The sequence below is a fragment of the Streptomyces sp. NPDC027663 genome (genome assembly GCF_055566415.1).
The window spans coordinates 102,268-126,588 of the sequence record NZ_JBVHSK010000021.1 but is presented as its reverse complement, the minus strand read 5'-3'; the positions used below and the strand labels follow the sequence as shown (position 1 = coordinate 126,588).

The 24,321-nt window shown below is 68.2% G+C and carries 25 protein-coding genes and 4 pseudogenes; 15 read left to right on the top strand and 14 right to left on the bottom strand.

Annotated elements, in window-relative coordinates:
- The first annotated feature begins 268 nt into the window (after positions 1-268).
- The gene (locus ACZ4SF_RS35145) at positions 269-724 is read left to right on the top strand and encodes a VOC family protein (protein WP_468392611.1); all 456 of its coding nucleotides are present in this window, start codon (positions 269-271) and stop codon (positions 722-724) included.
- A 21-nt stretch (positions 725-745) separates the two neighbouring features.
- Here the strand turns inward: ACZ4SF_RS35145 and ACZ4SF_RS35140 are convergent.
- Both ACZ4SF_RS35140 and ACZ4SF_RS35135 read right to left on the bottom strand, forming a co-directional pair.
- Positions 746-1,019, bottom strand: a pseudogene (locus ACZ4SF_RS35140) (IS5 family transposase); the annotation flags it as partial.
- Between the two features lie 242 nt (positions 1,020-1,261).
- Positions 1,262-1,732 (bottom strand): hypothetical protein, encoded by a 471-nt coding sequence (locus ACZ4SF_RS35135; protein ID WP_468392609.1) that lies wholly within the window; start codon positions 1,730-1,732, stop codon positions 1,262-1,264.
- Between the two features lie 708 nt (positions 1,733-2,440).
- On the opposite strand from ACZ4SF_RS35135, the gene ACZ4SF_RS35130 reads away from it, so the two are divergent.
- Together ACZ4SF_RS35130 and ACZ4SF_RS35125 are read left to right on the top strand one after the other, a co-directional pair.
- Complete coding sequence (locus tag ACZ4SF_RS35130) at positions 2,441-2,755, top strand: hypothetical protein (RefSeq protein ID WP_468392607.1); 315 nt, start codon at positions 2,441-2,443, stop codon at positions 2,753-2,755.
- A gap of 630 nt (positions 2,756-3,385) precedes the next feature.
- Positions 3,386-4,915, top strand: coding sequence for a tetratricopeptide repeat protein (locus ACZ4SF_RS35125; protein ID WP_468392605.1), 1,530 nt, complete (start codon positions 3,386-3,388; stop codon positions 4,913-4,915).
- A 262-nt stretch (positions 4,916-5,177) separates the two neighbouring features.
- Here the strand turns inward: ACZ4SF_RS35125 and ACZ4SF_RS35120 are convergent, their stop codons facing one another.
- A complete protein-coding gene (locus ACZ4SF_RS35120) occupies positions 5,178-5,474 on the bottom strand; it encodes an ArsR/SmtB family transcription factor (protein WP_468392603.1) in 297 nt (98 codons plus the stop codon).
- Positions 5,475-5,563: 89 nt separating this feature from the next.
- On the opposite strand from ACZ4SF_RS35120, the gene ACZ4SF_RS35115 reads away from it, so the two are divergent.
- Together ACZ4SF_RS35115 and ACZ4SF_RS35110 are read left to right on the top strand one after the other, a co-directional pair.
- A complete protein-coding gene (locus ACZ4SF_RS35115; RefSeq protein ID WP_468392601.1) occupies positions 5,564-5,935 on the top strand; it encodes a VOC family protein in 372 nt (123 codons plus the stop codon).
- 184 nt (positions 5,936-6,119) lie between these two features.
- Entirely contained in the window at positions 6,120-6,452 is a 333-nt protein-coding gene (locus ACZ4SF_RS35110) for an antibiotic biosynthesis monooxygenase family protein (protein WP_468392599.1), read from the top strand.
- Between the two features lie 306 nt (positions 6,453-6,758).
- Here ACZ4SF_RS35110 and ACZ4SF_RS35105 read toward each other — a convergent pair.
- Positions 6,759-7,139, bottom strand: a pseudogene (locus tag ACZ4SF_RS35105) (SpoIIE family protein phosphatase); the annotation flags it as partial.
- A gap of 222 nt (positions 7,140-7,361) precedes the next feature.
- Here ACZ4SF_RS35105 and ACZ4SF_RS35100 point away from each other — a divergent pair.
- Together ACZ4SF_RS35100 and ACZ4SF_RS35095 are read left to right on the top strand one after the other, a co-directional pair.
- Positions 7,362-7,988 carry a PASTA domain-containing protein gene (locus ACZ4SF_RS35100; protein WP_468392597.1) on the top strand — a complete coding sequence of 209 codons (627 nt, stop codon included), beginning with the start codon at positions 7,362-7,364 and terminating at the stop codon, positions 7,986-7,988.
- A gap of 358 nt (positions 7,989-8,346) precedes the next feature.
- A complete protein-coding gene (locus ACZ4SF_RS35095) occupies positions 8,347-8,955 on the top strand; it encodes a hypothetical protein (protein ID WP_468392595.1) in 609 nt (202 codons plus the stop codon).
- Positions 8,956-9,392: 437 nt separating this feature from the next.
- Here ACZ4SF_RS35095 and ACZ4SF_RS35090 read toward each other — a convergent pair whose 3' ends face one another.
- On the bottom strand, positions 9,393-9,563 hold the full coding sequence (locus ACZ4SF_RS35090; protein WP_037661814.1) for a DUF5670 family protein: 171 nt from the start codon (positions 9,561-9,563) through the stop codon (positions 9,393-9,395).
- Positions 9,564-10,038: 475 nt separating this feature from the next.
- Between ACZ4SF_RS35090 and ACZ4SF_RS35085 the strand changes: the two are divergent.
- A pseudogene (locus tag ACZ4SF_RS35085) lies at positions 10,039-10,961 on the top strand (Tn3 family transposase); the annotation flags it as partial.
- 85 nt (positions 10,962-11,046) lie between these two features.
- Positions 11,047-11,295 (top strand): Tn3 family transposase, encoded by a 249-nt coding sequence (locus tag ACZ4SF_RS35080; protein ID WP_468392593.1) that lies wholly within the window; start codon positions 11,047-11,049, stop codon positions 11,293-11,295.
- A 231-nt stretch (positions 11,296-11,526) separates the two neighbouring features.
- On the opposite strand, the gene ACZ4SF_RS35075 is transcribed toward ACZ4SF_RS35080, so the two are convergent.
- The 3 genes from ACZ4SF_RS35075 to ACZ4SF_RS35065 form a co-directional block, all read right to left on the bottom strand.
- Positions 11,527-11,739: a DUF4287 domain-containing protein gene (locus tag ACZ4SF_RS35075; RefSeq protein ID WP_468392591.1), complete on the bottom strand. Its 213-nt coding sequence runs from the start codon at positions 11,737-11,739 to the stop codon at positions 11,527-11,529.
- 83 nt (positions 11,740-11,822) lie between these two features.
- Positions 11,823-12,497 carry a DUF998 domain-containing protein gene (locus ACZ4SF_RS35070; protein WP_468392589.1) on the bottom strand — a complete coding sequence of 225 codons (675 nt, stop codon included), beginning with the start codon at positions 12,495-12,497 and terminating at the stop codon, positions 11,823-11,825.
- Entirely contained in the window at positions 12,458-13,102 is a 645-nt protein-coding gene (locus ACZ4SF_RS35065; RefSeq protein ID WP_468392587.1) for a dihydrofolate reductase family protein, read from the bottom strand. The genes ACZ4SF_RS35070 and ACZ4SF_RS35065 overlap by 40 nt, the downstream gene beginning before the upstream one ends.
- Positions 13,103-13,214: 112 nt before the next feature.
- On the opposite strand from ACZ4SF_RS35065, the gene ACZ4SF_RS35060 reads away from it, so the two are divergent.
- Both ACZ4SF_RS35060 and ACZ4SF_RS35055 read left to right on the top strand, forming a co-directional pair.
- Positions 13,215-13,862 carry a winged helix-turn-helix transcriptional regulator gene (locus tag ACZ4SF_RS35060; RefSeq protein WP_468392585.1) on the top strand — a complete coding sequence of 216 codons (648 nt, stop codon included), beginning with the start codon at positions 13,215-13,217 and terminating at the stop codon, positions 13,860-13,862.
- Entirely contained in the window at positions 13,862-14,644 is a 783-nt protein-coding gene (locus ACZ4SF_RS35055; RefSeq protein ID WP_468392583.1) for an alpha/beta fold hydrolase, read from the top strand. Before ACZ4SF_RS35060 ends, ACZ4SF_RS35055 begins: the two co-directional genes overlap by 1 nt.
- A gap of 308 nt (positions 14,645-14,952) precedes the next feature.
- Here ACZ4SF_RS35055 and ACZ4SF_RS35050 read toward each other — a convergent pair whose 3' ends face one another.
- A complete protein-coding gene (locus ACZ4SF_RS35050) occupies positions 14,953-15,393 on the bottom strand; it encodes a nuclear transport factor 2 family protein (protein WP_468392582.1) in 441 nt (146 codons plus the stop codon).
- A gap of 116 nt (positions 15,394-15,509) precedes the next feature.
- Between ACZ4SF_RS35050 and ACZ4SF_RS35045 the strand changes: the two genes are divergently transcribed.
- Positions 15,510-16,082, top strand: a complete 573-nt coding sequence (locus ACZ4SF_RS35045; protein ID WP_468392580.1) for a TetR/AcrR family transcriptional regulator — start codon at positions 15,510-15,512, stop codon at positions 16,080-16,082.
- On the opposite strand, the gene ACZ4SF_RS35040 is transcribed toward ACZ4SF_RS35045, so the two are convergent.
- Positions 15,963-16,331, bottom strand: coding sequence for an endonuclease domain-containing protein (locus ACZ4SF_RS35040; RefSeq protein WP_468392613.1), 369 nt, complete (start codon positions 16,329-16,331; stop codon positions 15,963-15,965). The two genes, ACZ4SF_RS35045 and ACZ4SF_RS35040, sit on opposite strands and share 120 nt — an antisense overlap.
- Before the next feature lie 440 nt (positions 16,332-16,771).
- On the opposite strand from ACZ4SF_RS35040, the gene ACZ4SF_RS35035 reads away from it, so the two are divergent.
- The 3 genes from ACZ4SF_RS35035 to ACZ4SF_RS35025 all read left to right on the top strand — a co-directional run bounded on the left by ACZ4SF_RS35035 (position 16,772) and on the right by ACZ4SF_RS35025 (position 20,874).
- Positions 16,772-17,473 carry a hypothetical protein gene (locus tag ACZ4SF_RS35035; protein ID WP_468392578.1) on the top strand — a complete coding sequence of 234 codons (702 nt, stop codon included), beginning with the start codon at positions 16,772-16,774 and terminating at the stop codon, positions 17,471-17,473.
- 52 nt (positions 17,474-17,525) lie between these two features.
- The gene (locus ACZ4SF_RS35030) at positions 17,526-20,042 is read left to right on the top strand and encodes an AAA family ATPase (RefSeq protein ID WP_468392576.1); all 2,517 of its coding nucleotides are present in this window, start codon (positions 17,526-17,528) and stop codon (positions 20,040-20,042) included.
- 202 nt (positions 20,043-20,244) lie between these two features.
- Complete coding sequence (locus tag ACZ4SF_RS35025) at positions 20,245-20,874, top strand: hypothetical protein (RefSeq protein ID WP_468392574.1); 630 nt, start codon at positions 20,245-20,247, stop codon at positions 20,872-20,874.
- A 344-nt stretch (positions 20,875-21,218) separates the two neighbouring features.
- On the opposite strand, the gene ACZ4SF_RS35020 is transcribed toward ACZ4SF_RS35025, so the two are convergent.
- From ACZ4SF_RS35020 to ACZ4SF_RS35005, 4 genes and pseudogenes are all read right to left on the bottom strand, one after another.
- Positions 21,219-22,094, bottom strand: a complete 876-nt coding sequence (locus tag ACZ4SF_RS35020) for an FAD-dependent oxidoreductase (protein WP_468392572.1) — start codon at positions 22,092-22,094, stop codon at positions 21,219-21,221.
- A gap of 474 nt (positions 22,095-22,568) precedes the next feature.
- Entirely contained in the window at positions 22,569-22,871 is a 303-nt protein-coding gene (locus ACZ4SF_RS35015; RefSeq protein WP_468392570.1) for a hypothetical protein, read from the bottom strand.
- Between the two features lie 275 nt (positions 22,872-23,146).
- Entirely contained in the window at positions 23,147-23,575 is a 429-nt protein-coding gene (locus tag ACZ4SF_RS35010; RefSeq protein WP_468392568.1) for a hypothetical protein, read from the bottom strand.
- A 335-nt stretch (positions 23,576-23,910) separates the two neighbouring features.
- A pseudogene (locus tag ACZ4SF_RS35005) lies at positions 23,911-24,234 on the bottom strand (transposase); the annotation flags it as partial.
- Positions 24,235-24,321: the final 87 nt, after the last annotated feature.

Here is a 24,321-nt window from a genome sequence, read left to right as displayed (position 1 = left end):
CGAGTGCGCCCAGGCGCACAGCGACGACAACGGAAGCACGCGGCCGCCTAGCCCGGACATCCTGGGATGAGACAGGCACAAGCCACTTCCCGCCTCACCTGCCACCCCACCTGACCAGCAAGAATCACCCCGCATCTCCAGCAGCACCGGCACCACAACCCGACCGTCCGAAAAACCCCGGATACACGGACAGTCCAGGTGAAAACGACCTCTTAGGGCCTGTTTCGAAAGTGGATCGTCTGTCAGTCCTGCCTGGGATGCTCCGAGCATGGAGATGACAGTGCAGCTGACGATCGACTGCTCCGATCCGCAGAGAATGGTGACTTTCTGGGCCGAGGCCCTGGGCTACGTGCCTGAGCCTCCGCCGGGCGGGCACGCCACGTGGCGTGCTTACTGGGCGGCGGTGGGGGTGCCCGAGGCAGAGTTGCCGGCCGGTGCCGGGGATATTCCGGAGTCGATCATCGATCCCGCGGGACGTGGACCGAGGATGTGGTTCCAGCAGGTTCCGGAGCCGAAGGTCGCCAAGAACCGGTGGCACTTCGACCTGAAGGTCGGTGGGGGCCGGGACGTCCCACTGGACGTCCGCACACAGCGGGTCAAGGCTACGGTGGAACGGCTGGTCAAAGTCGGTGCCACCGTGCTGCGGATCAAGGATGAGCCGGACATGGGGCGCTACGCCGCCGCCATGCAGGACCCCGAGGGCAACGAATTCGACGTCGTCTGAGGGCCGTTGCGACGGTGCTGGTCACAGCCACTCGTTCACGGCTGCGACCAGCACCGTCGCCTCGTAGCGGACGGAGAACTTGTCGTACCTCGTGGCCACTGCCCTGTGCCTTTTTAAGTCGGTTGATCCCGCACTCGACCGCATGGCGCTCGCGGTAGTCGGCCGGGTCGAAAAGCGGCGGCCGGCCGCCGCGGGAACCGCGCTTCTGGCGGTTGCGCGCCTGGTCGGCCTTGTCCGGGATGGTGCAGCCGATCCCGCCGCGGCGCAGGTAGGCGCGGTTTTTGCGGGCGGCATACCCCTAATAGGCAGTGTGGATTGGCAGGTGTCAGTCCTGGCAGGGGTCGTGCGAGACGTCTGGGCTGTATGCAGCGCCTGGGAGTGTCGCTTCTACTTTTGCATGGTCGGGTTCCATACAACTTCTGGGCTCCTCATGGTTGGGATTGGCATGTCTCTCCCGGGATGATCTGCATGCCCAGGACGACCGGTTTCAGTAGGCGAGGGAATTACCGAATCGAGCGCGACGCCCGCATTCGCCTTTCATCCGTCAGTGAGGCGGCTCGCCATGAGCGACAGAGCATTGAGCGCCTGCTCACGGTTCTGCACCTGAGTGCCACCTCGTGCGATGAACAACTGCACCAGGAACGGCCCTTTGCGGCCGGTGATGTAGGTGTAATAAGTGTCCGCCGCCCCGCCCTTCTCGTCGACAGGCGAGTGGCCTTCTTCCGCCACTACGTCATCGAGGCCCTTTGGTTTCGGAACCTCGACGGGGTGAATTTTGTCCCACGCCACCCTGTTCGCGCTGTCGCGCTCCGTCTTGCAGCGCGTCGCGTCGTCGCGCCATCTGGCAACAGCTGCCTGGGCGAAGTCGTCAGACCGATAAACAATCAGCGTGGACGTGGCGTATACTGACGCGTCCTGCGCTTGGACACTGCGCGACAAAGTCCCGAAAGCATTGAGGATCGGCTGCATCACCAATCTGCAGTTTTGATCAGTGTTCTCCGCAGACATGGTGTCGTCCTCGTACGGATCGCTCCGTTGAAACCCTGGACCCCAGTCCGCGGGTGTCAGTGTCACTCGCCCAGCCAAATCCTGCGCCTCCGTGGACGAGCCGACACTTGGCGATCCGACACCTTTTCTGCCGTTGAGATAGACCGCGAACGCGACTGCAGCAGCCGCAACGGCCAGGACGACACCGATGATCGCGGGAATCGTGCGCCACCAAGGCCGAGGCGGTGGACTGGCCGCAGGTACCCCGCGCAGAGGGCCGGGCGGGGGCGCTGGCGGCGGCGGAATGCTCACTTGCCTGCACTACCACCCGGGGTCGAATCGCAATACGACCAAGGCAAAGGATCACCGGAACGACCTAACCACGTCGGCTGCCGCCCGATGCCCCCAGCCGGTCGGCATCCCCCTCGTTCAACTGAACACACGACCCACCGCAGTGCCAGTACTACACCTGCACCCACTCGTCCGCGACGCCGTTCGCGCACAATCCGGCAGCCGGCCCGAGGCAACAGCTCGTCACCTCATCAACCGCACCAGCACTCACTTGGAAAGCCTCGACCATCCTGCACGCTGGCCGCACTGGCAGCTGCTCGCCCCTCGGGCCTTCCTCCTCCACCAGCATGTCGTCCAGCTGCCGGCACCGCCCGCCGACGTCATCGCGTCCTCGCGGCCCTGGCCGAGGCCGCGAAGGACGGTTCACAGGTCAGCATCGTGGCGATCGCCCGCGGTGAGGGCGTCGACCGCACCTTCCTCTACCGCCTGCGCGACTTCCTCGCCCAGGTGCACGCCCAGGCCTCCGAGCCACCCACCGTCCCCGGCGGCCGCGGTCCTGCCGTCAGCCGGACCTCCCTGCAAGCCGACCTGCTCGCCGCCGACGCCCGCAGCGCTCGCCTCGCCGCCCAGGTCAGACGCCTCGAAGCCCGCCTCAGCGAGGCCTGGGCGAGCAGGTCTAGCGCGAATCCGGCATCGGTGCCTCAGGACACCGAACAGTTCAAAGCGCGGATCACCACCCTCAACAACAGGTGATCCACCTGGAATCAAGATCCAGGACCGCGACAACGACCTCGCCGCCGTCCGCGCCGCCAACCGCGAGCTCATGGCCCGGCTCAACCACTCACACCGAGCGGTCCCTCTGTTCGACCGACACCTGACCCGGCCGTGACCTGCGGGTACAGGTGAATCCGGGCTCCCCGCCGAGCAACGGCCGGGAGCCCGCCGGGCCGCGCGCCCGAGTGTTACTGCGACCTCGCCGCAGGCTTTCATTGGAGGTCTGGCGGGTTATAGCGCCAGCTCCGTACAACGGCCTCTGCTCCGGGACCTGACCAGCCCGACGGTCCGGGGCCCCTTACGCAAGAGCACCGTCCCGGACTTGTCCCGAGCGGTCACCTCAAAGTTCCACCAGCCGTACATTTTCCGGGGCTTCCACCACACCGTCCGACGCGTCCGAGCCATCCGGCGCATCCCGCGGGCCCTCCTCACCGACGGCGCGTTCTTGCTCCGTCCGCGCCCGGACCATTGCGACGGCGCGGCAGTTGGAGGTGTTGGCGATCGATGACGCGCCGGGCCTGTTCGCGCTGCTGTTGCAGGCATACTGGCGGCAGGCCAGGGCCGGACAGGCAACGCAGAAGGGCCGTGCAACGGGACAGGGGGCGTTGGGTGAGCCGGGACATCCGGACCATGAGAGTGGCTGTCAGGGCTGCCGGCATCGGCTTCGGCAGTGCACCTGACGCGAAAGAGCTGTGTTGCTCCTCCCGTTCCACGGATCTGGTCACTGTCGCTCGTGCTGCCGCGCGCGCTCGGCCGGCGGGCGACGAACACCCCTCTGATGTCGTCGCCTTGGCAACGGTGCTGGCTCGCATGTCGGAACCTCAACTGGCATCACGCGTGGTCAGCCTGCTTACTACGAAGGAGGGGCGAGGGCAGGCGTGGCTCGCCGTCATACGCCGGACCGCTGCCGGCGGTGATTTCGACACTGCCGTGTCGCTGACGGATGCGATCGGCAACCGGCCGTGGCTGGCGAAGGCGGTGGGAGCGCTCGCGCGGATCCGTGCCGAGAACGGTGAGTACGAGCATGCCCGGTCGCTTGCAGAGTCGATCCCCTATCACCACGACCGTCTCCGGACCTGGGCTTTGCTGGCCGAGGCCGCCGCCGATTCCGGCGATCCCATGCGGGCGACCGAATTCCTTGACCGGGCGGAACAGACTGAGAGGGTCTACGACGCCTGGGCGGTGCCCGCTCTGCCCGTTCTGATCCGCGCAGCTGAAATTGCGGGCGATCACGACAGGGCCCTGACATTGGTCGCTTGGCTCGAAAGCATCGCCCGACGTGAGAGCGCGGGCCTGCAAGCGCTGCGCACCGGGCACACCGGGGATCGACCGAACAAGGGCGCTCTGAACGACACCACCGCGCTGCTGCCCTTGCTTCAGGCCGTGATCAGCATCGGTGAGTACGAGAGGGCAGAAGCTCTTTTGAAGAAGCTGCACGAGCGGGCGGACCGGGCCAAGGCAACGGCGGCGGCTGCGAGGGCGCTCGCACAGTGCGGCGAGGTGGGCCGCGCCGAGCGGTTGGCCCGCTCCGTCAAGCATCCAGGGCATGGAGCAGACGCGTTGGCGGCGGTTGCCGATGCCGCTGCTGTTGCGCGGGACAGGGAGTTGATCGCCGCCTTGGGTGAGTTGGTCGCCACACTGGATGAGATGGTGAACGCGGGGCCGATCATCGCGGTGGCCGAGGCGTGGGCCGCCGTGGGGGCAGCCGACCGTGCCGAGGCATGGATCCAGTCCATCGCCATGCCCGCGCTGCGCGTCGAAGCTCAGGCGGCCGTGGCCGAGGCGCTGGCCCGTGCCGGCGACCTCGAGCGGGCAGAAGCCCTCGCTCGCCGTCTCGGCGATGTGGACCTGCGCGCCGAGGCAGTGCATCGCGTCGTTGCGAACCTGGCCGAGGCAGGTCTGACGGCTCGGGCGGAGACTCTGGCCGGCTCGATCCAAGGGGCGAGTCGGCGAGCGCGGGCACTGGCAGTGGTCGCGTCCCACGCAAGGGAGATCGATGCGCGAAGGCTTGCCGCACCAGCGCTCGCCATGGGCGACTGGCCCGAGGTGATCGAGGTCCTGGCCCGCGTGCAGCCGGCAGCGGTGTCCGCCATCGCGGAAGAATCACTGCGCCGGGCCGCAGACCACCAACTGGGGTGACAGCGGCGGCATCCGCTCTGTTCCCCGGCAGCGTCGTCACCGGGACACAAGGATCCGGCCGTGGAGGCGTGAGGTCGAGAAGGCCATCCACGGGCGCGTGAGGTCGAGAAAGCCTCCTGCCGCCTCGTCGGCACCTCAGCCCGCGCTGAACAGCACGCGACTGCCCAATGGTCTGAAGCACGCGTGCCGGCCCCGCCGTCCACCGGCTGGGACGGCGGGCGGCGCTCCCCTCCTCACCGGGCCGGGCTGATGGCTGCAGCCCTCATCGCCTGCTTTCGCTCAACACGGCGGCAAGAAGTCCGGGGAAACGCGTGTCTAGATCGGCGCGACGCAGAGTCATCAGACGAGCTTTTCCGACCTGCCGGGTCTGAGTGATGCCGGCTTCACGCAGGATCCGCCAATGGTTGGACAGAGTCGATCTGGGCACGTCCAGGCCGCTCGGGCTGCATGCGCTCTCGCCGTCCTCGGCCATCCGGCGGACCAGCGCCAACCGGACAGGATCGCCCAGGGCGTGGAGCACCACAGCCAGGTCCAGGTCCTCATGGTCGCGCTGTCGCACCGGTCCTCCTCGTCTTCGCCCACGTGCCACCCGTAGTATGCAGATCGCTTCGATGTTTCGGGAAACACGAAATGATCTAGGAGACGGCAGTGACAGTGCTCGCCACCCTCGCCCGCGTCTATGTCGACGACCTGGACGTGGCATTGCCGACCTTCGTCGAACTCACGGGAGAGCAGCCACGCTTGCGGTTCTCCTATCGTGGCCTGGACCTCGCGAGCGTCGGAGGCTATCTGCTTCTGGCAGGTTCGGAGGAAGCCCTCGCCCCTTACCGCGGCACCCACGCCACCACGATCGTCGAGTCCATCGACCAGGTCCTGCACATCGCCGAGCAACACGGCGGGGAGATCCTCGACGGCCCCAACGAGGTACCCACCGGCCGCAACCTGACCGTGCGACACCCTGGCGGCGCAACCATCGAGTACGTGCAGTTCCACGCAACCGCCCGAGCAAGCCTCGCATGAGCAGGCCCAGCGACCGGACGCACCAATGGGCAGACGTTCGGCCCCACGCCGCCGAACGTCTGCCGACGACGGTGGCGACCCACCCGCGGTGGACCAACTGTTCGGCGTCTCACTCGATGGCCACCGAGTGATCACGTCAGTAGCATTGGCGTCACATACTCCTTACCGACGGAGGGCTCCTCACATGACCACCTCGTTCGTCCGTCCCGAACCGCCGTACTACGCAGTGATCATCACAACCCAGCCGGCCGCGGATCTGGAAGGCTACGCAGCGATGAGCGAGCGTATGGCCGAACTCGGTGAGGCGCAGCCCGGCTATCTCGGCCGCGAGTCGCTGACGAACGAGGACGGCCGGGACCTCACCGTCCTCTACTACACCGACGACGCATCGATAGCGGCTTGGAAGGCACACCCCGAACACCTCGAAGCACAGAGACTCGGGCGCGAGCGCTGGTACTCCTCCTACAGCGTGGAAGTCGCGCGCGTGGAACGCGCCTACGCCTTCGGCCGCGGCTGAGGGATCCCGCCCCGACTGGTCGCAGGCACCGCCGACTGGACCATCGTGCGCTTCGACTCGACCACAGTCGGGCCCATCGGCGCGCGGCTGGGGCGAGAGGGGGACCTGGCAGGGCGAGGCGATCCGCCGTTCCCACAGCTCATCCGACACGATCCACAGCTATGCCCCCACCGCAGCGAACGCACACTTCCCCGTCCGCGAAGGCCATCCACGACGGGGCAGGGGCGGCCTCGCCACTCCCCCTCGTGTGCGTGCGGCCGGGGCAGGAGCGGGTTGGGCCGACCCGTACTGCCCCGCCCGCCCCCTCCCGCCGCGCGGCCGCAGGGACCAGGGATGGCCGGCGTTGACCAGCTCGCAGGCGGCGGTTTCCCGTTCGATGCGCAACAGCTGGCCGGTGGTCATGCCGCGGCCGTGACGGGTGATCGCCTGATGAGCGGCGTATGCCTGGTCGAGAATGCCGCGGCCGGCGCTCCGAGCACAGCGCAGGGCGCTCACGGTCAGCGTGGCCAGCATCGCGGAGGCCATGTCATGCCCCATCGACTCGGTGATCGACAGGTAGAGGGCGTCCTGATCGAGGACGTAGTCGTAGGCGTCGCCGCCGATGTCGCCGGCCGGGACCAGGTCGCCGGCCGGGGTGAGCTGCTCCGCCTCACAACAGGAGGCCGAGGGCAGCAACTGGTGCTGGACACCAGGCCGACCCAGCTCAGCCGGCCGCTCATGCGATCACTGCCCCAGGTTCATGGGGCCGGACAGGAAACCGAAGTCCGCGACCTTGCCCGCTGAGGGCCGGGGGCCTCCACCGTGCCCGCACCACTCGATCCGGTCACAGACCTGTGACGCGCCCCACACGCACCGCGCTGTCGTCTTACGCTCACCCCTTCAACGCACCACCTGCACATGGGGGGATCCATGAACCGCACAGCACTCGCCTGCGCTGCCACCGCTGTCGCCATCCTCAGTACGGCCACCGCCTGCAAGGCCACGACAGGCAACGGCGGCAGCGCCGCGACCACCAGCACCGGCTCGAACTCCGTGAGCAAGACCGGCACCGTCACCAAGAAGGCCGTCCCGAACTTCGTCGGCATGGGCCTGCAGTCCGCCCAGGACACCGCCCAGACGGCCGGGTTCTACAGCCTCGCGTCGCACGACTCCCTCGGCCGCGCCCGCATGCAGATCCTCGACCGCGACTGGAAGGTCTGTTCCCAGAGCGTGAAGGCCGGCACTGTCGCGGCCACGAACACAGAGCTGAACTTCGGCGCAGTGAAGCTGGCCGAGAAGTGTCCCGCCCACGACCACACCGCACCGGCGGCGGCCGGCGGGACCATGCCCGACTTCCGCGGCAAGAGCGTGAAGGCCGCCCGCCAGGCGCTGGACAGCAGCACCTCGGTCACCGTGAACGACGCGACCGGCGTCAGCCGCATGGTGCTCATCGAGTCGAACTGGCAGGTGTGCTCACAGAAGCCGGCCGCCGGGACGCAGCTGGGCGGGCAGCCGGTCGAGCTGAACGCGGTCAAGTACGGCGAGCACTGCCCCTGAGTGGACACGGCTGGGGCCGGGAGCCACCACCCGGCCCCGAGCCTCCAGAAAGGCCTGTGACAACGCAGTGCCCCGCGCAGTTGCTCCGTGTCGGCCGTTTCGCCTTCGCCCGCACTGGCTCTCCAGCTCCTTCTTGTGCTGGGCGAAGGTGGTGGCCAGAGTCTGCATGACCTCCACGACCGAAGTGCCGGCGTCGTGCACCGCCTCGCGGGGGTCGTCCACGAACCGGCTGCTTCAGCGACGGCGCCCGCGTCGAGGCCACGTTCACGGGGACACGCCTCCTTCGCGAGTCGCTGGGTGCCCGCAGCGGCTGATCACCACTCGCCCCACGCCTCCCGCCCGGACGGAGCAGCAAGCAGTGACAGACAACCCGTTCGCCCTCGCACGCGAGCAATGGCAGCGCCTCGCCGCCGCCCGCCAGTCCTACACCGACACCGTCAGTCCGTACTACGACGAGACGCTGCAACACGTGGCACAACGCGCATGCGTCAGCGGGGACATCGGCAAAGCCGACATCGGAGCACTGCTGATGTGGAAGCGACTCAGAGCCGATACTCCCTGGGCCGCCGATCTCATGGCGCTCGCGGACGTCGAGGTCCGCCGCGTCACCGCCGCCGCGACGACCGCCGCCAGGGACACCGCTCTCAGCCGCAGCGCGTCAGCACAAGCCGGCCGAGCAGCACTGGCCTCACTACCAGGCTTCCGCACCGGTGACGCCCTCGCCTCCGCCGTCCTCACAGCAGCCGCACCGGACCGCATGGCCATCTACGACCGACGAGCCCACAGCGCACTGCACACTCTCGGCATCACCCTCAGTCACGCACCCGGCCGCTACAGTCGCTACATCGAAACGATCGACCAGCTCCTCACTGCGGCCCCGTCCCCGTTTCGCAACTGGACCTCACGCGACCTGGACACCGCCCTGTACTGGCTCAACCACCCCACCAAATCCGGAAGCAGCGCGTAGCAACACTCAACGAACCTGCATCAGCGACGCGATGAAACTGACCGCACCTGGCCAACGCCGCATACACCTGACAAAGCGACAGTTCAGTAGTCAGCGCGGACTTCACCCGTCTCCGGAACACCCACGCCCCACGCGGCACATGCACCCGAAAGCGACGGCCTCAATGGCCGACCAACCGGTTCGGGCGCCCCGAAATCAGCCCGTCGTGGCGCCGGCGCCGGGTGCAGCGGCCCCGCAGAAATAGGAGGCGCAGGGTTCCACTGCTGATTCCGCGAGACCGCTGCACTGCTCACGTACCCTGCGATGCGTCCGATAAGCCCGATCCCTCCCAACCACCTCGACAGGGCGTGTCTGCACGCCTGTGGGGCCCGGCCGTGTCCGGCCGGGCCCCACTTGTCCTTCGCGCGTGTCGCGTCCCTCGCGCTGGGCGCCTTCGCCTACCAGCGGTACCAGCGGCCCTTGCGGCCTCCGCTGTCTGCGGAACGGACGACGAAGCCCAGCAGCCACACGATGAGCACGATCACCGCGATCCACCACAGCGCCTTCAGTGCGAAGCCCGCACCGAAGAGGATCAGAGCCAGCAGAAGAACCAGAAGCAGGGGAACCATTGTTATCGACCTCCTGGACACCGGATTCCCTTACTTCCGCCCTACAAGCACATAAAATATGAGTTACTTCCATGGAGGCAGGGGCATATGTCACTGACCCTGCTGATGCGGGCCGGCTGGTGACACGCCACCGCTCGCGCTCGACCGCGCAGGGATAAGGAACAACGCGGTACGCCGAAGTGGGGCGGCTTCCGTGCCCAGCTCGCCATGCACAGAGGCGGGCGGGTGCTGCTGCGCTCCCGGCAAGAGACAGACGTGACCGCGTCGTTTCCAGAGATCCGGGTGGCGGCCCTCGCGCAGTTACCGGAGAGGCGAGGCTGGACGGCGTTACGTGACCTGTACGGGTGTCTCAGACCCAAGGTGTCTCAGGCGGTGCACCTCCGTGGACAAGACGCGTTCGCCGCCGATGGTTCGGGGAGCCGAGGAAGGAAATGGGGCCGTGCGGCCGTCGGCGTGGCGCGGATAACCTGCGCGGATGAAGCGGATTCCGAGCAGCTGCCGGCGTGGGAGGTCGTCCAGGAGACGCTGGGGTCCTACCTGGTGGAGGTTGGCCTCGCCGAGGAGGGCGAGAGCGCCGAGTTCGACGCGAAGTTCTTCCGCCGGCAGCTGGGACAAGCTGAGGAATGCTGCCGCGGCGGCGGATGCCGGGTACCCGGAGAACGAGGGACTGGTCATCGACCCGGAGACGGGTATCCCGTCGCTGAAGGCGTACCGGGCGGAGGAACAGCGGCCCTCGGCGAAGCGGCTGGAGCAGGAGATCAAGGCGAGGATGCCGGAGCGTTCCCTGACGGGGATCGTGGCCCGGACCGCGTACTGGGTGCAGTGGTGGCGCCGCTTCGGTCCGCCGTCCGGCAACGAGCCCAAGCTGGACGATCCGTTCGGCCGGTACGTCATCACGACGCTCGTGAAGGGCACCAACATGGGCCCCTACGAGGCCGCCCGGCACATCCCCGGCGTGAGCGGGCACGAGCTGTCGTACGTCGCCAACCGGCACTTCTCCATCGTGCTGCCGAACGAGGCAGTCTCCGGCCTGGTCAACGCGCACGCCCGCCTGGACATCTCGCAGGCGTGGGGCGACGGGACCGCGGTGGCGGCGGACGGCACCCACATGGACACCTACCTCGACAACCTGCTCTCCGAGACCTCGGTGCGGTACGGCAAGCCGGGCGGCATCGCCTACCACCACGTCTCGGACACCTACATCGCGCTGTTCACTCACTTCATCCCATGCGGGGTGTGGGAGGCCGTCTACATCATCGAGGGCCTGCTGAAGAACACGTCCGAGGTGCAGCCGACCACCGTGCACGCCGATACGCAGGGCCGGAGCTTCTCGGTCTTCGCGCTCGCCCACTGCTAGGTTTCGATCTGATGCCCAGGATCAGGAACTGGAAGGAACTGACCTTCTACCGGCCGACCAAGCAGAGCGAGTACGTGCACATCAACGCCCTGTTCGGCGAGGTTCAACGCGCTGCTCACGAACGCGGTGATCTTCCACAACGCCCTGGACATCGCGGAGATCGTGCGCCAGCTGCTGGAGGAGGGCTGGGAGATCGACCCGGAGGACCTGGCCCACATCTCGCCCTACCTGACCGAGCACATCAACCGGTTCGGCGAGTACTCCACCCACGAACTCGGCATCCAGCCCGAGGCGTACGACCCGAAACTCGACGTCGACTTCACCCAGCTCCACGACCAGGACCTGCGCGCCGAAGGGTTCGGCACGGCAGCCTGACGGGCCAGGCCGGGCGGCAGTGCGGTCAGGCCGAGTCTCCGGGTACGCGCCCGGTCGTTGAGCAGCTCATGGGACGCGACAAGGCGAACAAGCCGCGCAGGCCGAGGGATCTGGGCCCGGTGTTGCCATGCCCGTTACCGGCCCGCACCGGACAGGAAAAGCAGTGCGGCCTCCCACGGATGATTCTGCGAGAAGCCGCTGGTCTGCCCCCTGTACGGGATTACGTGCGGTTCACCGTCTGCTGTCCTCGGCGAGGGTGTGCGCGACGAGCGCATTGGCATGGCCGTGGCCCAGACCGTGCTCGGTCTTGAGCCAGGAGACAAGTTCCATGTGCTTGGTCAGGGGCGAGGCCCTGATGGCGTCTTTCCACTCCGTGATCGGGCGGCCGTACTTCTTCTCGATCGAAGGGAAGTAGCTGGCAGGGCCCTTCACCGGTTCAGTCATGTCGCAGTGTCCCGTCTATCCGTGCGTAGTGATCTTGGATCATCGCTTTGCTTTCGCCTGGCCTGCAAGCCGCAGCGGCGTGCTTACCGCTGTGTTGTCGGCGCGGCGGTGAGAAGCCGGGCCGACACGGCGGTGAGCCAGAGGAGGCCGAGTCCCGCTCCGGCCGTGAAGGCCAGGACGGTGACGGAGGAGCCCGCGAATCCGGCGAGGACTCCCACCGGCACGAGGCGGCAGGCGAGGGCCCAGCCGCGCTGACGGCGGGCAGCGAAGTGCCGGGCGAGCACGAGGAACGCGGCGCACAGCGCGAAGTAGCCGACCGTGCCGCTGAGCATGTGGACGGTGCCGTGAGCACTCAGTGAGGCGACCCGGTCCTCCGGGGCGCCGGCAGGGAACCCGGCCCCCGGATCGGCGCGGAAGACCCCGGCGAGGAGGAACGAGGCGCCGAACACACCGAGCAGCCGGGGCGACCAGGTGCCGCCGGGTGCATCGCCCAGTGTCCGGCGTATCGCGATCGCGCCGCCGATCACCAGCAGGCCGGTGAGCAGGAAGACGGTGACCTGGATCCAGCCGAGGCTGCCGAGGCTGAGCTGGCTGAGGGCGTTGCGGGTGAAGTCGAACCTGTCCCGGGTCAGGCCCTGGGCCAGGCCCGCTGCGAGGAAGAGCGGGCCTGCTGCGATGCCAGCGGCCGGCAGGAGTCGTGGCACCGGGCGGACCGGGCTCACGTCGAGGGCGGCCGGGGGGTTGAGCGTCTGGGACATGCGGAGGTCTTTCCTGGTCGCGGGTGGACTGAACGATCTGGCGGGTCAGCGGGGCTGGGGGTGTAGTGGGCTTCGATGACACCGTTGGCGAAGGCTCGCGTGGCTGCCAGGTGCAAGGGGATCTGCTCGCCGTCGGCGAGGGTGCGGCCGGTGCCGGCGATGACGGGGGCGATCTGCAGGTATAGGTCGTCCAGCAGGCCGTTGCTCATGAGCCACTGGACGAGAGTGATGCTGCCGCCGACGTTGATGTTGCCGCCGGGCTGCTGCTTGAGGGCCCGGATCTGGCCGACGATGTCGTCGCCCGTGATCAGACGGCTGCCCTGCCACTGACCGACCTCGGTGAGAGTGGAGGAGACGACGTACTTCGGCGCGGCGTTCAGCCAGTCGGCAGTGGGCACCTGCTCGCTGGTGACGTGCGGGAAGAACGAACCCCACATCTCATAGGTACTGCGGCCCAGCAGAGCGGTGTCGGCATCGTCGAACAGCCGCGTCACCGCCTCGGCCGCCTCACCGGTGTTGTAGGGCATGCCCCACTTCTCCGGGCCTTCCACGACGCCGTCCAGCGAGACGAACAGTCCGGCCACGATCTTGCGTCCTGCTGCCATGTGATCACTCCTCGTGAGAGTCCTTCGCCGAACCGGCGACATCCGAACGAGAAGTAAGCTTGTCTTTTGCAAGTGAACTTTGTCAACAGCACCTTGCATTACAATGTGCATCATGGCGACTCGCGAGTACGGACAGTTCTGCGGCCTGGCCCGCGCGATGGAGATGGTTGGCGAACGGTGGGCCATGCTGATCGTCCGCAACCTGCTCAGCGGACCCCAGCGCTATACGGACCTGCGCAACGGCCTGCCCGCCATTCCCACCAACGTCCTGTCGACCCGCCTCAAGCAGCTCGAAGAGGCCGGGCTGGCGACCCGCCGGGCGTTGTCTCACCCCGCGCGCGCAGTCGTTTACGAACTCACTGACTACGGACGTGATCTCGAACCCGCGCTGATCGCGCTAGGGCGCTGGGGCGCCCGGACGATGACGGCGCCCCGCCCCGGCGAGGCCATCACCGCGGAGTCGGTGGCCATGTCCTTCCGCACCACCTACCGGTCCGAAGCGGCGCAGGGCGGCGCCATCGGCTTTGAAGTCCGCATGGGCGACTTCACCATCCGCCTGCAGGTCACCGATGGCGAACTGGCTGTTGGCATCGGCACGCACCCGGCCCCGGACCTCGTCATCGAAAGGCTTGCCGACAAGGCGATCATGGAACTGATGAGCGGCAGCAAGACCCCTGCCGAAGCAGTCTCCGAGGGCAGCGTGCGCCTGGAAGGAGATCCCGCTTTGCTCAGCCGGTTCGCGGAGATGTTCCGCTTCTGATGAACGCCACCGCACCACCAGCCCCAAAGGGGGACCGGAGAACCTGGTCCGAACGCACCGTGGAACGCAAGGGTGTCCGTCTGTCCTGCCGCGACTGGGGCGGCTCGGGGCCGCCCGTCGTCCTGCTGCACGGCCTCGCCGGACACGCCGGCGAATGGGACGCCCTCGCCCAGGCCCTGAGTCCGGGCTACCGGGTCGTCGCCGTCGACCAGCGCGGCCACGGCGCCAGCGAACGCCGCCCGAGCGAGGTGAGCCGCGCCGCCTACGTAGCCGACGTCGTCGCCGTCCTAGAACAGCTCGACTTGCACCGGCCCGTCCTGGCGGGGCAGTCGCTGGGCGGCCACACCGCCCTGCTCACCGCCGCCGCCCACCCCCACCTCGTACGCGCACTCGTCCTCGTCGAAGCCGGTCCCGGCGGCCCGAACCCGAACGTGCAGGCCCAGGTAGCCCACATAAATGGCGAGCTGGTGGTTGGCCACGTCGGGGTGGGAGAGGAACTCCTTGAGCGCGTCGTGTCCCAGGACGACCGCTGCGGGCACCCCGCCGGGCAGGACGATGTCCGCAACGGGCCCCCGGGCACGCAGGTCGGCGTTCAGGGCGTGCGGGCAGCCGCCGGCGGGATCGACGACGTGGGCGGGCGAGGGAGCGGGGGTGGAGGACAAGCCGGGACGCCTGACCGTTTGAACGAATACCGGCCAACAGCGCGGTGTCGGAGGCCGGTTGTACAAGTCCGTCCCGCCGACGCCTCGACCGAGGACCCGCTCCGTCCAGCCCTCCCTTGACCAAGGGCCCTGTCCATCCAGTCCTCTTGACCAAGGGCCCGGTCCGTCCAGTCCCCTTGACCAAGGGCCCGGTCCGTCCAGCCCCCTTGGCCAAGGGCCCGGTCCGTCCAGTCCCCTTGGCCAAGGGCCCGGTCCGTCCAGTCCCCTGACTTCCGAAGCCGGGGGCCGGCGACTCCAGTCTCGCCTTCGGTGGCCGCCTACCGTGCCTGGTACTTCAGTCAGCGCCTTGCGCATCAGAGTCGGAGCGTGGGGCACTGCCCGCCGACCGGGCTGCCTGGCAGGTGGTGACAGCCGGGCAGCCGCGTCCTCTACTGGCCTTCCAGTGCCGTCACAAGCTGGGGCAGGGCGCCCCCGGCCACGATGAGCGCCAGGTGGTCGTGGAAGTCCCGGCTGCGGACGATCAGGCCGTCGCGGACGCGCAGCACCTGGATGTTGGCGGACTCGAAGGTCCGTCCGGTGACCCGGTGGTGCACCTGGTAGTCCCACTCGGCGACGACCACTTCGGGGTCGTCCGTCTCCCGGATCACCACGTTCGTCGCGGCCAGCTCCAGGGGGGAACGCGCGGCGACTGCCGTGAACCGCTCGTCGATCGCGCTCCGCCCCTCGATGCGGCGCGGTCCGACCGGCTCGAAGACGGTCTCCACCACGGCGTCCTCGGCATAGAGTTCGGCCAGCTCAGAGAACCGCCCCGCGGTGATGCCCCCCAGCAGCTTGAGGAAGACCTCGCGCGGCGACACCGTTTCGGACATGATCAACCCCCATCGGAATGTGCCACTAGAATCGGACTAGTGACTCCGGTTGAACGATACGGACTAGACACTCCGGTTGTCGAGGATGCGTCCGTCCTGGACGGGAGGGGATTGCGGTGAGCGGCGCTTCTGAGCGGCCGTTGCGGGCGGACGCGGCCCGCAACCGGGCCAAGCTGCTGGACATCGCCACGCAGGTGTTCACCACCCGCGGCATCGGCGTTTCGACGGAGGAGATCGCTCACGCCGCCGGTCTCGGGGTCGGCACTCTCTTCCGACACTTCCCGACCAAGGAGGCGCTGCTGGAGGCGGTAGTGGTGCGCAGGCTTGAGACGATCGCGGCCAAGACCGCGCAACTGGCCGCCGCGGCCGAGCCTGCCGAGGCCTTCTTCGCCTGCTTCCGCATGGTGGTGGAGCAGTCCGCGGGCAAGGAGGAGTTCGCCCGGGCACTCGCCGCGGCCGGGGTGGACATGCACACGTCCCTGCTGGAGTCGACCACGGTAATGCGGGCCCAGCTGGCCGAACTCCTGGCAGCGGCGCAGCGAGCCGGGGCGGTCCGTCGCGAGGTGGGCCTACCGGAACTGATCGCCCTGATCGTCGGCACCTGCACCGCGACAGAGCAGCTCGCAGCAGACGCGACGGCCCGGGAACGGATCTTCGAGGTGGTCTTCGACGGGCTTCGGCCACGCTGACCTTGGCCTCCTCCGACACCAGGAGATGCCGTGAAGGTTGCACTCCTTGCGCAGCAAGCTCCTCACACACCTTCCGCACGAGGACGGGCCGTCGCAACAAGCATGGTCGTGGTCGATACGCCAGAACGACACGCCCTCCATGCCAGCGTCGCCAGGATGCTCGCCGCACACGGCGCATTCGTCGTCCTGGACGCGGAGGATGGCATTCATCCTCCAGACCGTCAGCCCATGCCGACGAGCCTGCCGCACGGCCACGCTGCACACATGACGGTAACTCTGCCCATCGACACCCTTCTGCCGGCCGTCTTGACAGGGACAACCCGCGCTTGCGGACAAAGGACGAGGCAACGGAGGAAGGTCCGGGGCGGGGGAAGGAAGTCCTGACAGCCACTGAGGAGGCAGTCGGAACGTACCCTCGGCTGGGCCACAGAAGGTGCTGCGGAGGGGCCGAGCCGGGCACTCGGGCGGTCCCTGTCGTGTCCGACGGCCTCGGAACGTACTGCTGTAAGGCGAGCAGACCCGTCACCGACTCGCCGACGGGCCGCAGAGGGGTTGACACCCCATCATCGGAACGGTCGGCGGGTCCGCCCTCTCGACCGAGCCTGAGGAGATCGCGCCGGACGAGATCGTTCGAGGCGTGGCGTACCTTCCGTACTCCATCCGCTTCGAGTCGTGTCACAGTAGGCGACGTGCTGATGCCCGAGAGAGCCTCACGGTCAACCGGTCGTCGCACCGGCTCACTTGCCGTCCGTCTCGGTGTGTTGTGCCTCGGCACCGGTCTCGGCGTCGCGCTGCTGTTCCTGGCGCCGGGAATCTCCGCGCTCGGCTGGACGGCCGTGGTCGCGGGACTGACCGCAGCGATCACCGGGACCGTGCAGCGCCTGGTGACGGCGGGTGTCGGCAAGGGGCGGGAAGTGATACTGGGCGGCTCGTCCCCGATCGCCGTGCAGACGGTCTTCACCCACCAGGAACTCACTCTGACGAGTGAAGACGGCACTCGAAGGCGCGTGTACTGCGGCTACTTGGAGATGAGCGTCGAGGCGCTCGTGCAGCACGCGGTGGTGCTGCGGCGGCTCAACGTCGTTGTGGACGGGCGACAGCCTGCGGTGGCCCTGGCTCCGGGCCCTCAGCAGGCACCGCTGTCGCCTCGGAAATTCCTCGTGGACCTCGACGCCGACGAGCCTCGGCCCGTTCCACAGGGCTCACCGGACTTCCCGTACGTGGTGGCCCAGACGGAACCCGAGGTCTTCCAGATCATGTCCTATACCGGCAGCCAGTGCGTCGACTGGCATCTGGAACTGGAGGTGGTCAGCCGGGGTGAGACGCACACCGTGACCGTGGAGGACGACGGCAGGCCGTTCCGGGTCAGCTACGCCCCGCGGAACAGCTGAGCCAACGGCGCAGACTCCCACGGAGCCGGGCCGCTGACGAGGAGGGAAAGCCGTGAAGGTGCACGAGCGCTGGGCGGAGCCGCGGGTGCACGTGCTGCGGCCCCTGGAAACGGGGCCGGAGGATGGCCTTGTCGGACGTGCCGAGGAGACGACGGCACTGCTGGAACTGCTGGCACCGGACTCGTCTGCCCCCGGCTGCCTTCTGCACGGCCCTGGCGGTCTGGGCAAGACCGCAATGGCCCGTACTGTCGCCCGGCTCGCGCTGTCCCGACCCGGCTGGTTCGCCGGCGGTGTCCTGTTCCTGGAAGCACGCGGGAGTTGCGACGAGGGACAGATGACGACGGCACAGGCGGCGAGCGCTGTACTGCGGGCCTTACGGCTCGTGCCCAGCGGTACAAGACTGACCGAGCAGGAGAAGACATCCTTTCTGCGTCGGTGGCTGACCCGCCAGGACACGGTGGGCGAAAGCATCCTGTTCATCCTCGACGATGTCGCGGAAACGGCCCCGCTACTGGAGTTGGTGCCGCCCGGCACCGGACATCGAATCCTCGCGACCACGCGCATCCGGCTCGATTCCGTCGCCCCTTTCGCCGTCGCCGAACTGACTCCTCTCCCCGCCCCGCGTACAGCGGAGTTGATCACTGCTGTCGCGGCGCGTGCCGGGCGGCGCGGGGCCCCGCCGGAGGACGTCGCCGCCCTGGCCACCATGTGCGACGGAATACCGCTTGCGGCCGAGCTGGCTGCAGGAGCACTGGCGTTGGACAACGGGCGCTCGTTCGCGCATGTGGCAGCACCCTGCCGTACGTCCGCTCGTGGCGAGCCCGGCGGACGGGCCGAGGCCGCGGTGAACGCGTGTGTGGATCTCGTCCTCTCCTGCTTGCCCGAGCAGGATGCCCAGCTGGCCTCCCGCATGGCCCTCCACCCCGGCCCCGATCACGGATTCCTGCAACTCGCGGCGTGGGGCGGGACGCTGGCGGCGCTGCCCAGCGTGGTACAGGGATTCGTCCGCGCCGGTCTGGTCAAACCGACGCGGGGGCAAGGCGACACGGTCCGGTACGTCATGCATCCGCTGGTCCGCATGTGCCTGCTGCGGCGCTCCGGGCCGCGCCCCGCCTCGTGGCACTCCTTCGGGGTCTCCCGCCACCTGGACGCCTACGAGCGGGAGGCGGAACTTCTCGCCGTGTGCGAGTCGTTCGACCGACAGGAAGCGCAGGGCGGCATGGCCGGCGCCCGGGACGCGGACCACTTGCTGCACAAGGACCACGAGAACCTGATGGCCCTGCTCCTCGCGGCGGCCGACCCTGCCGACCCCCGCACCCTGTCCGCCGCCCGCTCCGTCCTCCCGCACGTGGCTTGCGCCGACCGCCCCTACGAGACACTCTCCCTGGCCCGTCACTGCATCACGGTCGCCGAAGCACTCGGCGACCGTCACGCACGGGCCTGGGCCCTGCGCGGCTGCGGCCACGTCCTCACACAGCTCGGACGCTTCGAGGACGCCGACACCGTGCTGGGGGACGCGGAAACGGCGTATGCGCAATTGAGCCGTCGGCCACCCGAAGAAGAGCGGGCGGATTCCCAGGGCACGTACCGGGTGCTGCTCGGCGACCCGGTGGCCTACCGGTTCGTCCTCGCCATGGCACACGACATGCGCGGTGCGGCTCTGCTCGGTGCCCACCGCCATGTGCAGGCCGCGGCCGCCTACCGAGCGGCGAGCACCATCTACGTGGACGACGGCCAGTGGTACGACCTCATGACCCGCGGTCCAGTGCGTCCCGAATACCAGGCGCCCTGGGCCGTATCGCTTCACTTCCGGGGCGTCGCGCTCGCTCGCGCCCACTGCTTCATGGAGGCCTGTTCGATGCTGAAGCAAGGGGCGGCGTTGCAGGCAGAGCTCGAAGCGCCGATCAAGGAGGCCACGTCCCTCACCGCGTTCTGGCAGACAGCGCGCCGTGCGCATCGCCTGTCCGTCTTCGGTGTGGAGCACGCGCGCGATGAACTGGCTGCCCTGGACACTTTGGTCACCGCGGTGGATGGACAGGACCGGCGCGCCGAAGTGGAGGCAAGGCTCCGCGACGTCGTGGGCGAACACAGAGCTCGCACGGAGGAAGCGCTGTCGGCAGCGGCCATCTGGGGCAACAGCCTGGTCAACTGCGGTCGTGCGCCGGAAGGCGTGACTGCGCTCCAGGAGGCGGCATCACGCCGTCGTGCCCGCGGGCAGCTGCTTCTCCTTGCCCAGACCCTGGACGACTTGGCGGACGCCTTGCTGGAGGCACGGCAGACCGCGGAAGCCGTGGACGCTCAGCGCGAGGCCGTCGCCGTGTGGCAGGAGCTAGCGGATCCCCGCGGCCACGCGCTGGCCCGGCTCGGTCTGGGCACCGCTCTGATCGCCGCGGGACGGGCGGACGAGGCACTGGCCGTTCTGACCCACGCCGAAGAAGTGCTTCGGCCCGGCGCGTCCGAGGTCGGGCCACGCGTCTTCGAGAGCATCACCCACCTGCGCGCAACGGCGCGGCACGGTCTTGATTCGGCCGGCCCTCGTTGGTTTCACCGCTTGCGCCGACGTAGGTGAGCGGTGAGCCGGCCGGAGACCGCATGGCCGTCGGCCCATCCGTCGCCGGCTCCCCGGCACAGTTCCACCAAGTGCCCGCAGTGGCAGCGCAGGCAGCGGACTTCAGCAGCGAGACGCTCGCCTCCCTCACCGACCTGGGACGGCGAAGCCAAGCACCGCCCTGCCCCATGTGCTCATCGGCGGAGACGGCATGATGGGGATCATGAAGTCTCTCGCCGCCGCGGGCCTGCGAATCGTGGACGGGTGGGCCGAGCCCGAAGGGCTCGTTCCACCCATCGTCACCGGCCAGGCACCGAGCTGCCCTCGCGAGGAAGGGCGCGTCGAGGCCGTCCTCGACGTCCTGGAGCCGCGGCTGCTCGAGAAGGCCAACGCCGACTGGTACCGGCTGTCGGTCGATGGAGGGCTCTTCTCCGAGAGCGACCGCAGATTCCTGCTCGCGCTCCGGCCCGCGGAGAACCGTCCCTCTCGGTGGTTCTGCGTCGAGCTGCAGAGTGAGTGGGACATCATGGGCAAGGGTGCTGCCGGCCTACTCGGCAGCGCACCCTGCCGCCCCGAGTTCCGCATGCTCTCGCTCGACGGGAACGTCCTGTGCTTCGCGACGACGTGGGAGCACGACATCAGCACCTCCGTGCTGACAGGACCGCATCGTTCGCAGGTCCTGCGGCGATGGGCGGAGGCAGTGGCGGAGGGAACGATGGACGAACCGGACGAGCCACCGCTGAGCCTCGCGGCACGCCGCTGGCTCGACAGTCACCACGAAACCTGTCCGACCGATCACATGCGGAGCCGGCCGGCAGGGGCTGCTGCCGTGACGGTGCCGAGGAAGACGTAGCCTCGCTTGTGCGTACCGAGTGGTAACCGCCCCGAGACTGTTTCAGGTGGTTGATCGCCCGAACGGCCACTCCACGGTGAGGGGGCCGTTCGCCGCCGCGAGTGTGCGGCCGTCGGAGAGTGGCGGACAGCGCGCCAGTTTTGCTCAGTCCAAATGGTTCCGGATTCAAACACCACTGCGCCGACCTCTTGGGCCGTTGTGCCGATCGGACGTGTGCCCGTTCGCGGTTGAGCAGGTGATCAGCGAAGGTGGGCTTGCCACCGAGCGTATCCGCGAACCAATGGTCCTGGGAGCTGCTGAGGGCCCATGCCGCATCCACTGCCTTCGCAACAGCGCTCTGGAGGCTACGAGCCAGACCAGCCGTGGCAATATCGGCCCTGGCCAGTTCCTTCCGCATGGCTCGGCCCTGGCCAGTTCCTTCCGCATGGCCAGGGCGCCTGCCGCGGCAACACACATCCCCTTCCCGTAGACCGGGTTGAAGGCCGCAACGGCGTCACCCAGCACCACAAAGCCATCCGGCCACGTACGGGACTTCTCGAAGTACCGGCGGATGTTCCGGGTACTGCGACTGAGCGCCACGTCGGACAGAGGCTGGGCGCCGGAGATGAGCTGTCCCACCAGTGGATGACGAAGGCTGCGTGCGAAACGGACGAAATCTTCGGGCACGCTGGTCGGCTCACCACCACGACGCTCGATACACCCAGCTCGAGCCACTGCATGACGCGTGAACCTCGTCCGCCGGCGTCAACGACCAAATCCGCGTGCCACTCCTCCTCGGCTCCACCCACCTGTGCAACGCGTACCCCTCTGACGCGGTCCGCCGTGCCGAGCAGGGCCGTGGCCTGGCCATGGCGCAGTTCGATGCGCGGATCACGCCGTATGGCACTGCGTAGGCTCCGGTCGAGAAACTCACGGCTGCACGTGAGCAGCGGGTGGCTGTCGTATCGCCACCGCGGGAACCGTCCTGCCGGGCCGAGCATCACCGCTCCGGACGTGAGGAACGCCTCCCGACCACCTGCGGCAACTACTTGGTCTCGAAGCCCCAGCCCGGGCAGGAGGTTCTCGATGGCCAGCAGCCCACTGGTCAGGAGGATGTGAGCATGCCGACCCTGCGGCACACCTCTTCGCGGTTCCGGGCCGTCGGGAAGCAGGTCTCGTTCAAGCACCGTCACCTCATCGGAAGCGTCGGACAAGGCTGCCGCGGACAGCAGGCCGACCATGCCAGCACCGACGACGATGGCTCTACGCGGCATACGCCCCCCAGATCACGATCGAGCACTGGCCCCGACCGCCTCCCCGTCATGCTGATTCCGGTAGAGACCATGTCACACAGCATGAAGCGCACTGCACGACGTCAAACGACCGAACCGGTCGGGGTTTCCACTCACTCCGGGCTGCAGAGGGCCTCGTTCGGCCGGCCTGCGCCCAGCGAACGTCCTGCGGCGGATGATCCTGAACCGCGCAAGGCCTGGAGCAGGCGCGGAGACGGGGCCGGCTTTGACGGCGGCCAGGAAGAACTGCTCGGTCTGTTCCGGGGCGGCTGAGCAGGGCTTGCCGCGGGAGCCGGTGTTGGCCGGTGGGTCCGAGTGGGCTGTCGGAAACGACAAGCGTCGCGGATACGGTGCGCGGACGGGAGATCGGCCTGCGATGGTGCACGGTCCGCCGGCCGAGCTCCCGAATCGTGCGGGCGCGTGTCAGCAGACGGCCGTACGCGCGTATGTGCCCTTGTAGAGGAACAGCGCTGCGGTGTCGCCCTTCCCCAGGCGAGAACACGGTCCGTTGGGACCGTTGTTCACAATGACCTGAATGGACATGGCTTTGGAGCAGGTGTTCTCGAGGAACACCCAGAAACCTTGGCTGGTGTAGTCCACGTCGCGCTTGATGCACGCGGGTGCGGTCCCGCCCGCGGCGGGTGCTGCCTGGGCTGGAACAGCCATGGAGCCGAGCGCGAGAGCGGTTCCGGTAAGGACGCCGACAAGGACGTGTCGAGTCCGCATATTTTCGCTCCTTCTTCTGTGCACACGCCTGACGGGTCCAGGGTGTGGTCGTTGGTCACGCCCGTCCTCCTGCGTCGGCCGTGGTGATCGCCCGTCCGGCGGGGTGCCGGCAGGCACCGAACACCTCCGCCGCACGAAGGTTGCGGCGCGGGCCGGACCGGGTCGAGCGTCGGGCCGGCAACACGGCGGCAGTGAACGGGCCGGAAGGTGCCTCGAACGTCGTGAGGACCGGTCACTACCGGGCTGTACGACTCACAGCCCGGTAGAAGGAGGTGTCACCAGACGCGGCTGCAGCCCGAGGGGGCCCTCTCCGGGTAGTAGTTGCACACGTTGATCTGTACGCCGTCCACGTTGGACAGCGGGGTGCTGTACGTTCCGTTGACCTTGACCCGCTGGTGTGAGGTCCAGGTCCACTGGCCGTTCTGGTACTTCCAGTAGCTCAGGTACAGGCCGCCTGCCCAGCCGTCGCCCGGGCACTTGTCCCTGACGGTGATGTCGAAGTAGGCGTTGTAGGTGTCACGCCCCTGTGCATTGCCGGTCCAGGAGTAGCTGTAGGTGCCGCCTGCATCCGCGCAGCCGTTGGTGGTCTCGCCGTACACACTGGCCGCCTGCGCCGTACCCGCAAAGGCGACGGTGGCCGCGGCGGCCAGGGTCACCCCGATGCCGGCCTTTCGGATCCGCGACGCCGAAGTCGACTTCTCCACTGATGCCTCCGTGTGTGAGCCGTGCGCTGTGGTGTGAGCGCTTGGACGGGGAACAGGCTTGTGGATTCCGGGGCAGCAGCCCAGTGCAATCGGGTGTCCCGGACAGGCGCGGGGCTGTCCGGGCTGGTCGGCGCCTTGTCCGAACCTTGTCCTGGACAGCCAGGTAGGTGCAGGGACCCGGCCGTGGCTGCCATGCGCCTGCCGCCGGCGTGATCCTGGACGGCGAGGCGGTGGTGTGCGCCGCCGGCGTCGGTGCGCCGATCGTCCCGGTGTGGTCGGCGACAGACCTGAACGAGGCTCTCGGCCGCGGAAGAACCGCAAGCGGAGACAGCACTGAGGGCAGCTGCCAGCGCGGTGAAGGCCAGGAAGTGGTCGGGCTTGCGCTCATAGCGACGGTGCAGGCGCCGGCAGCCGGTGAGCCAGGCGATGGTGCGTTCGACGACCCAGCGGTGTCGGCCCAGGTGTGTGGAGTTCTCGATGCCGCGGCGAGCAATACGAGGGATGATGCCGCGCGTGCGTAACCATCGCCGCAGGTAGAGGTAGTCGTAGCCCTTGTCCGAGTGCGGCTTGGCCGGGCGTCGGGGTCGGGGCCCGCGGGGTGAGCGGATCGGCGGGATGCCTTGCACGAGGGCCTGCAGGGCTTGGCTGTCGTGGGTGCTGACTGCGGCTGAACCCGACGCGTCGAGACGCGGCTGCGGGGCCCTGCCCTGATGCCTTCCCGTTGCCCCTCGCGGGTGAAGCTGTGC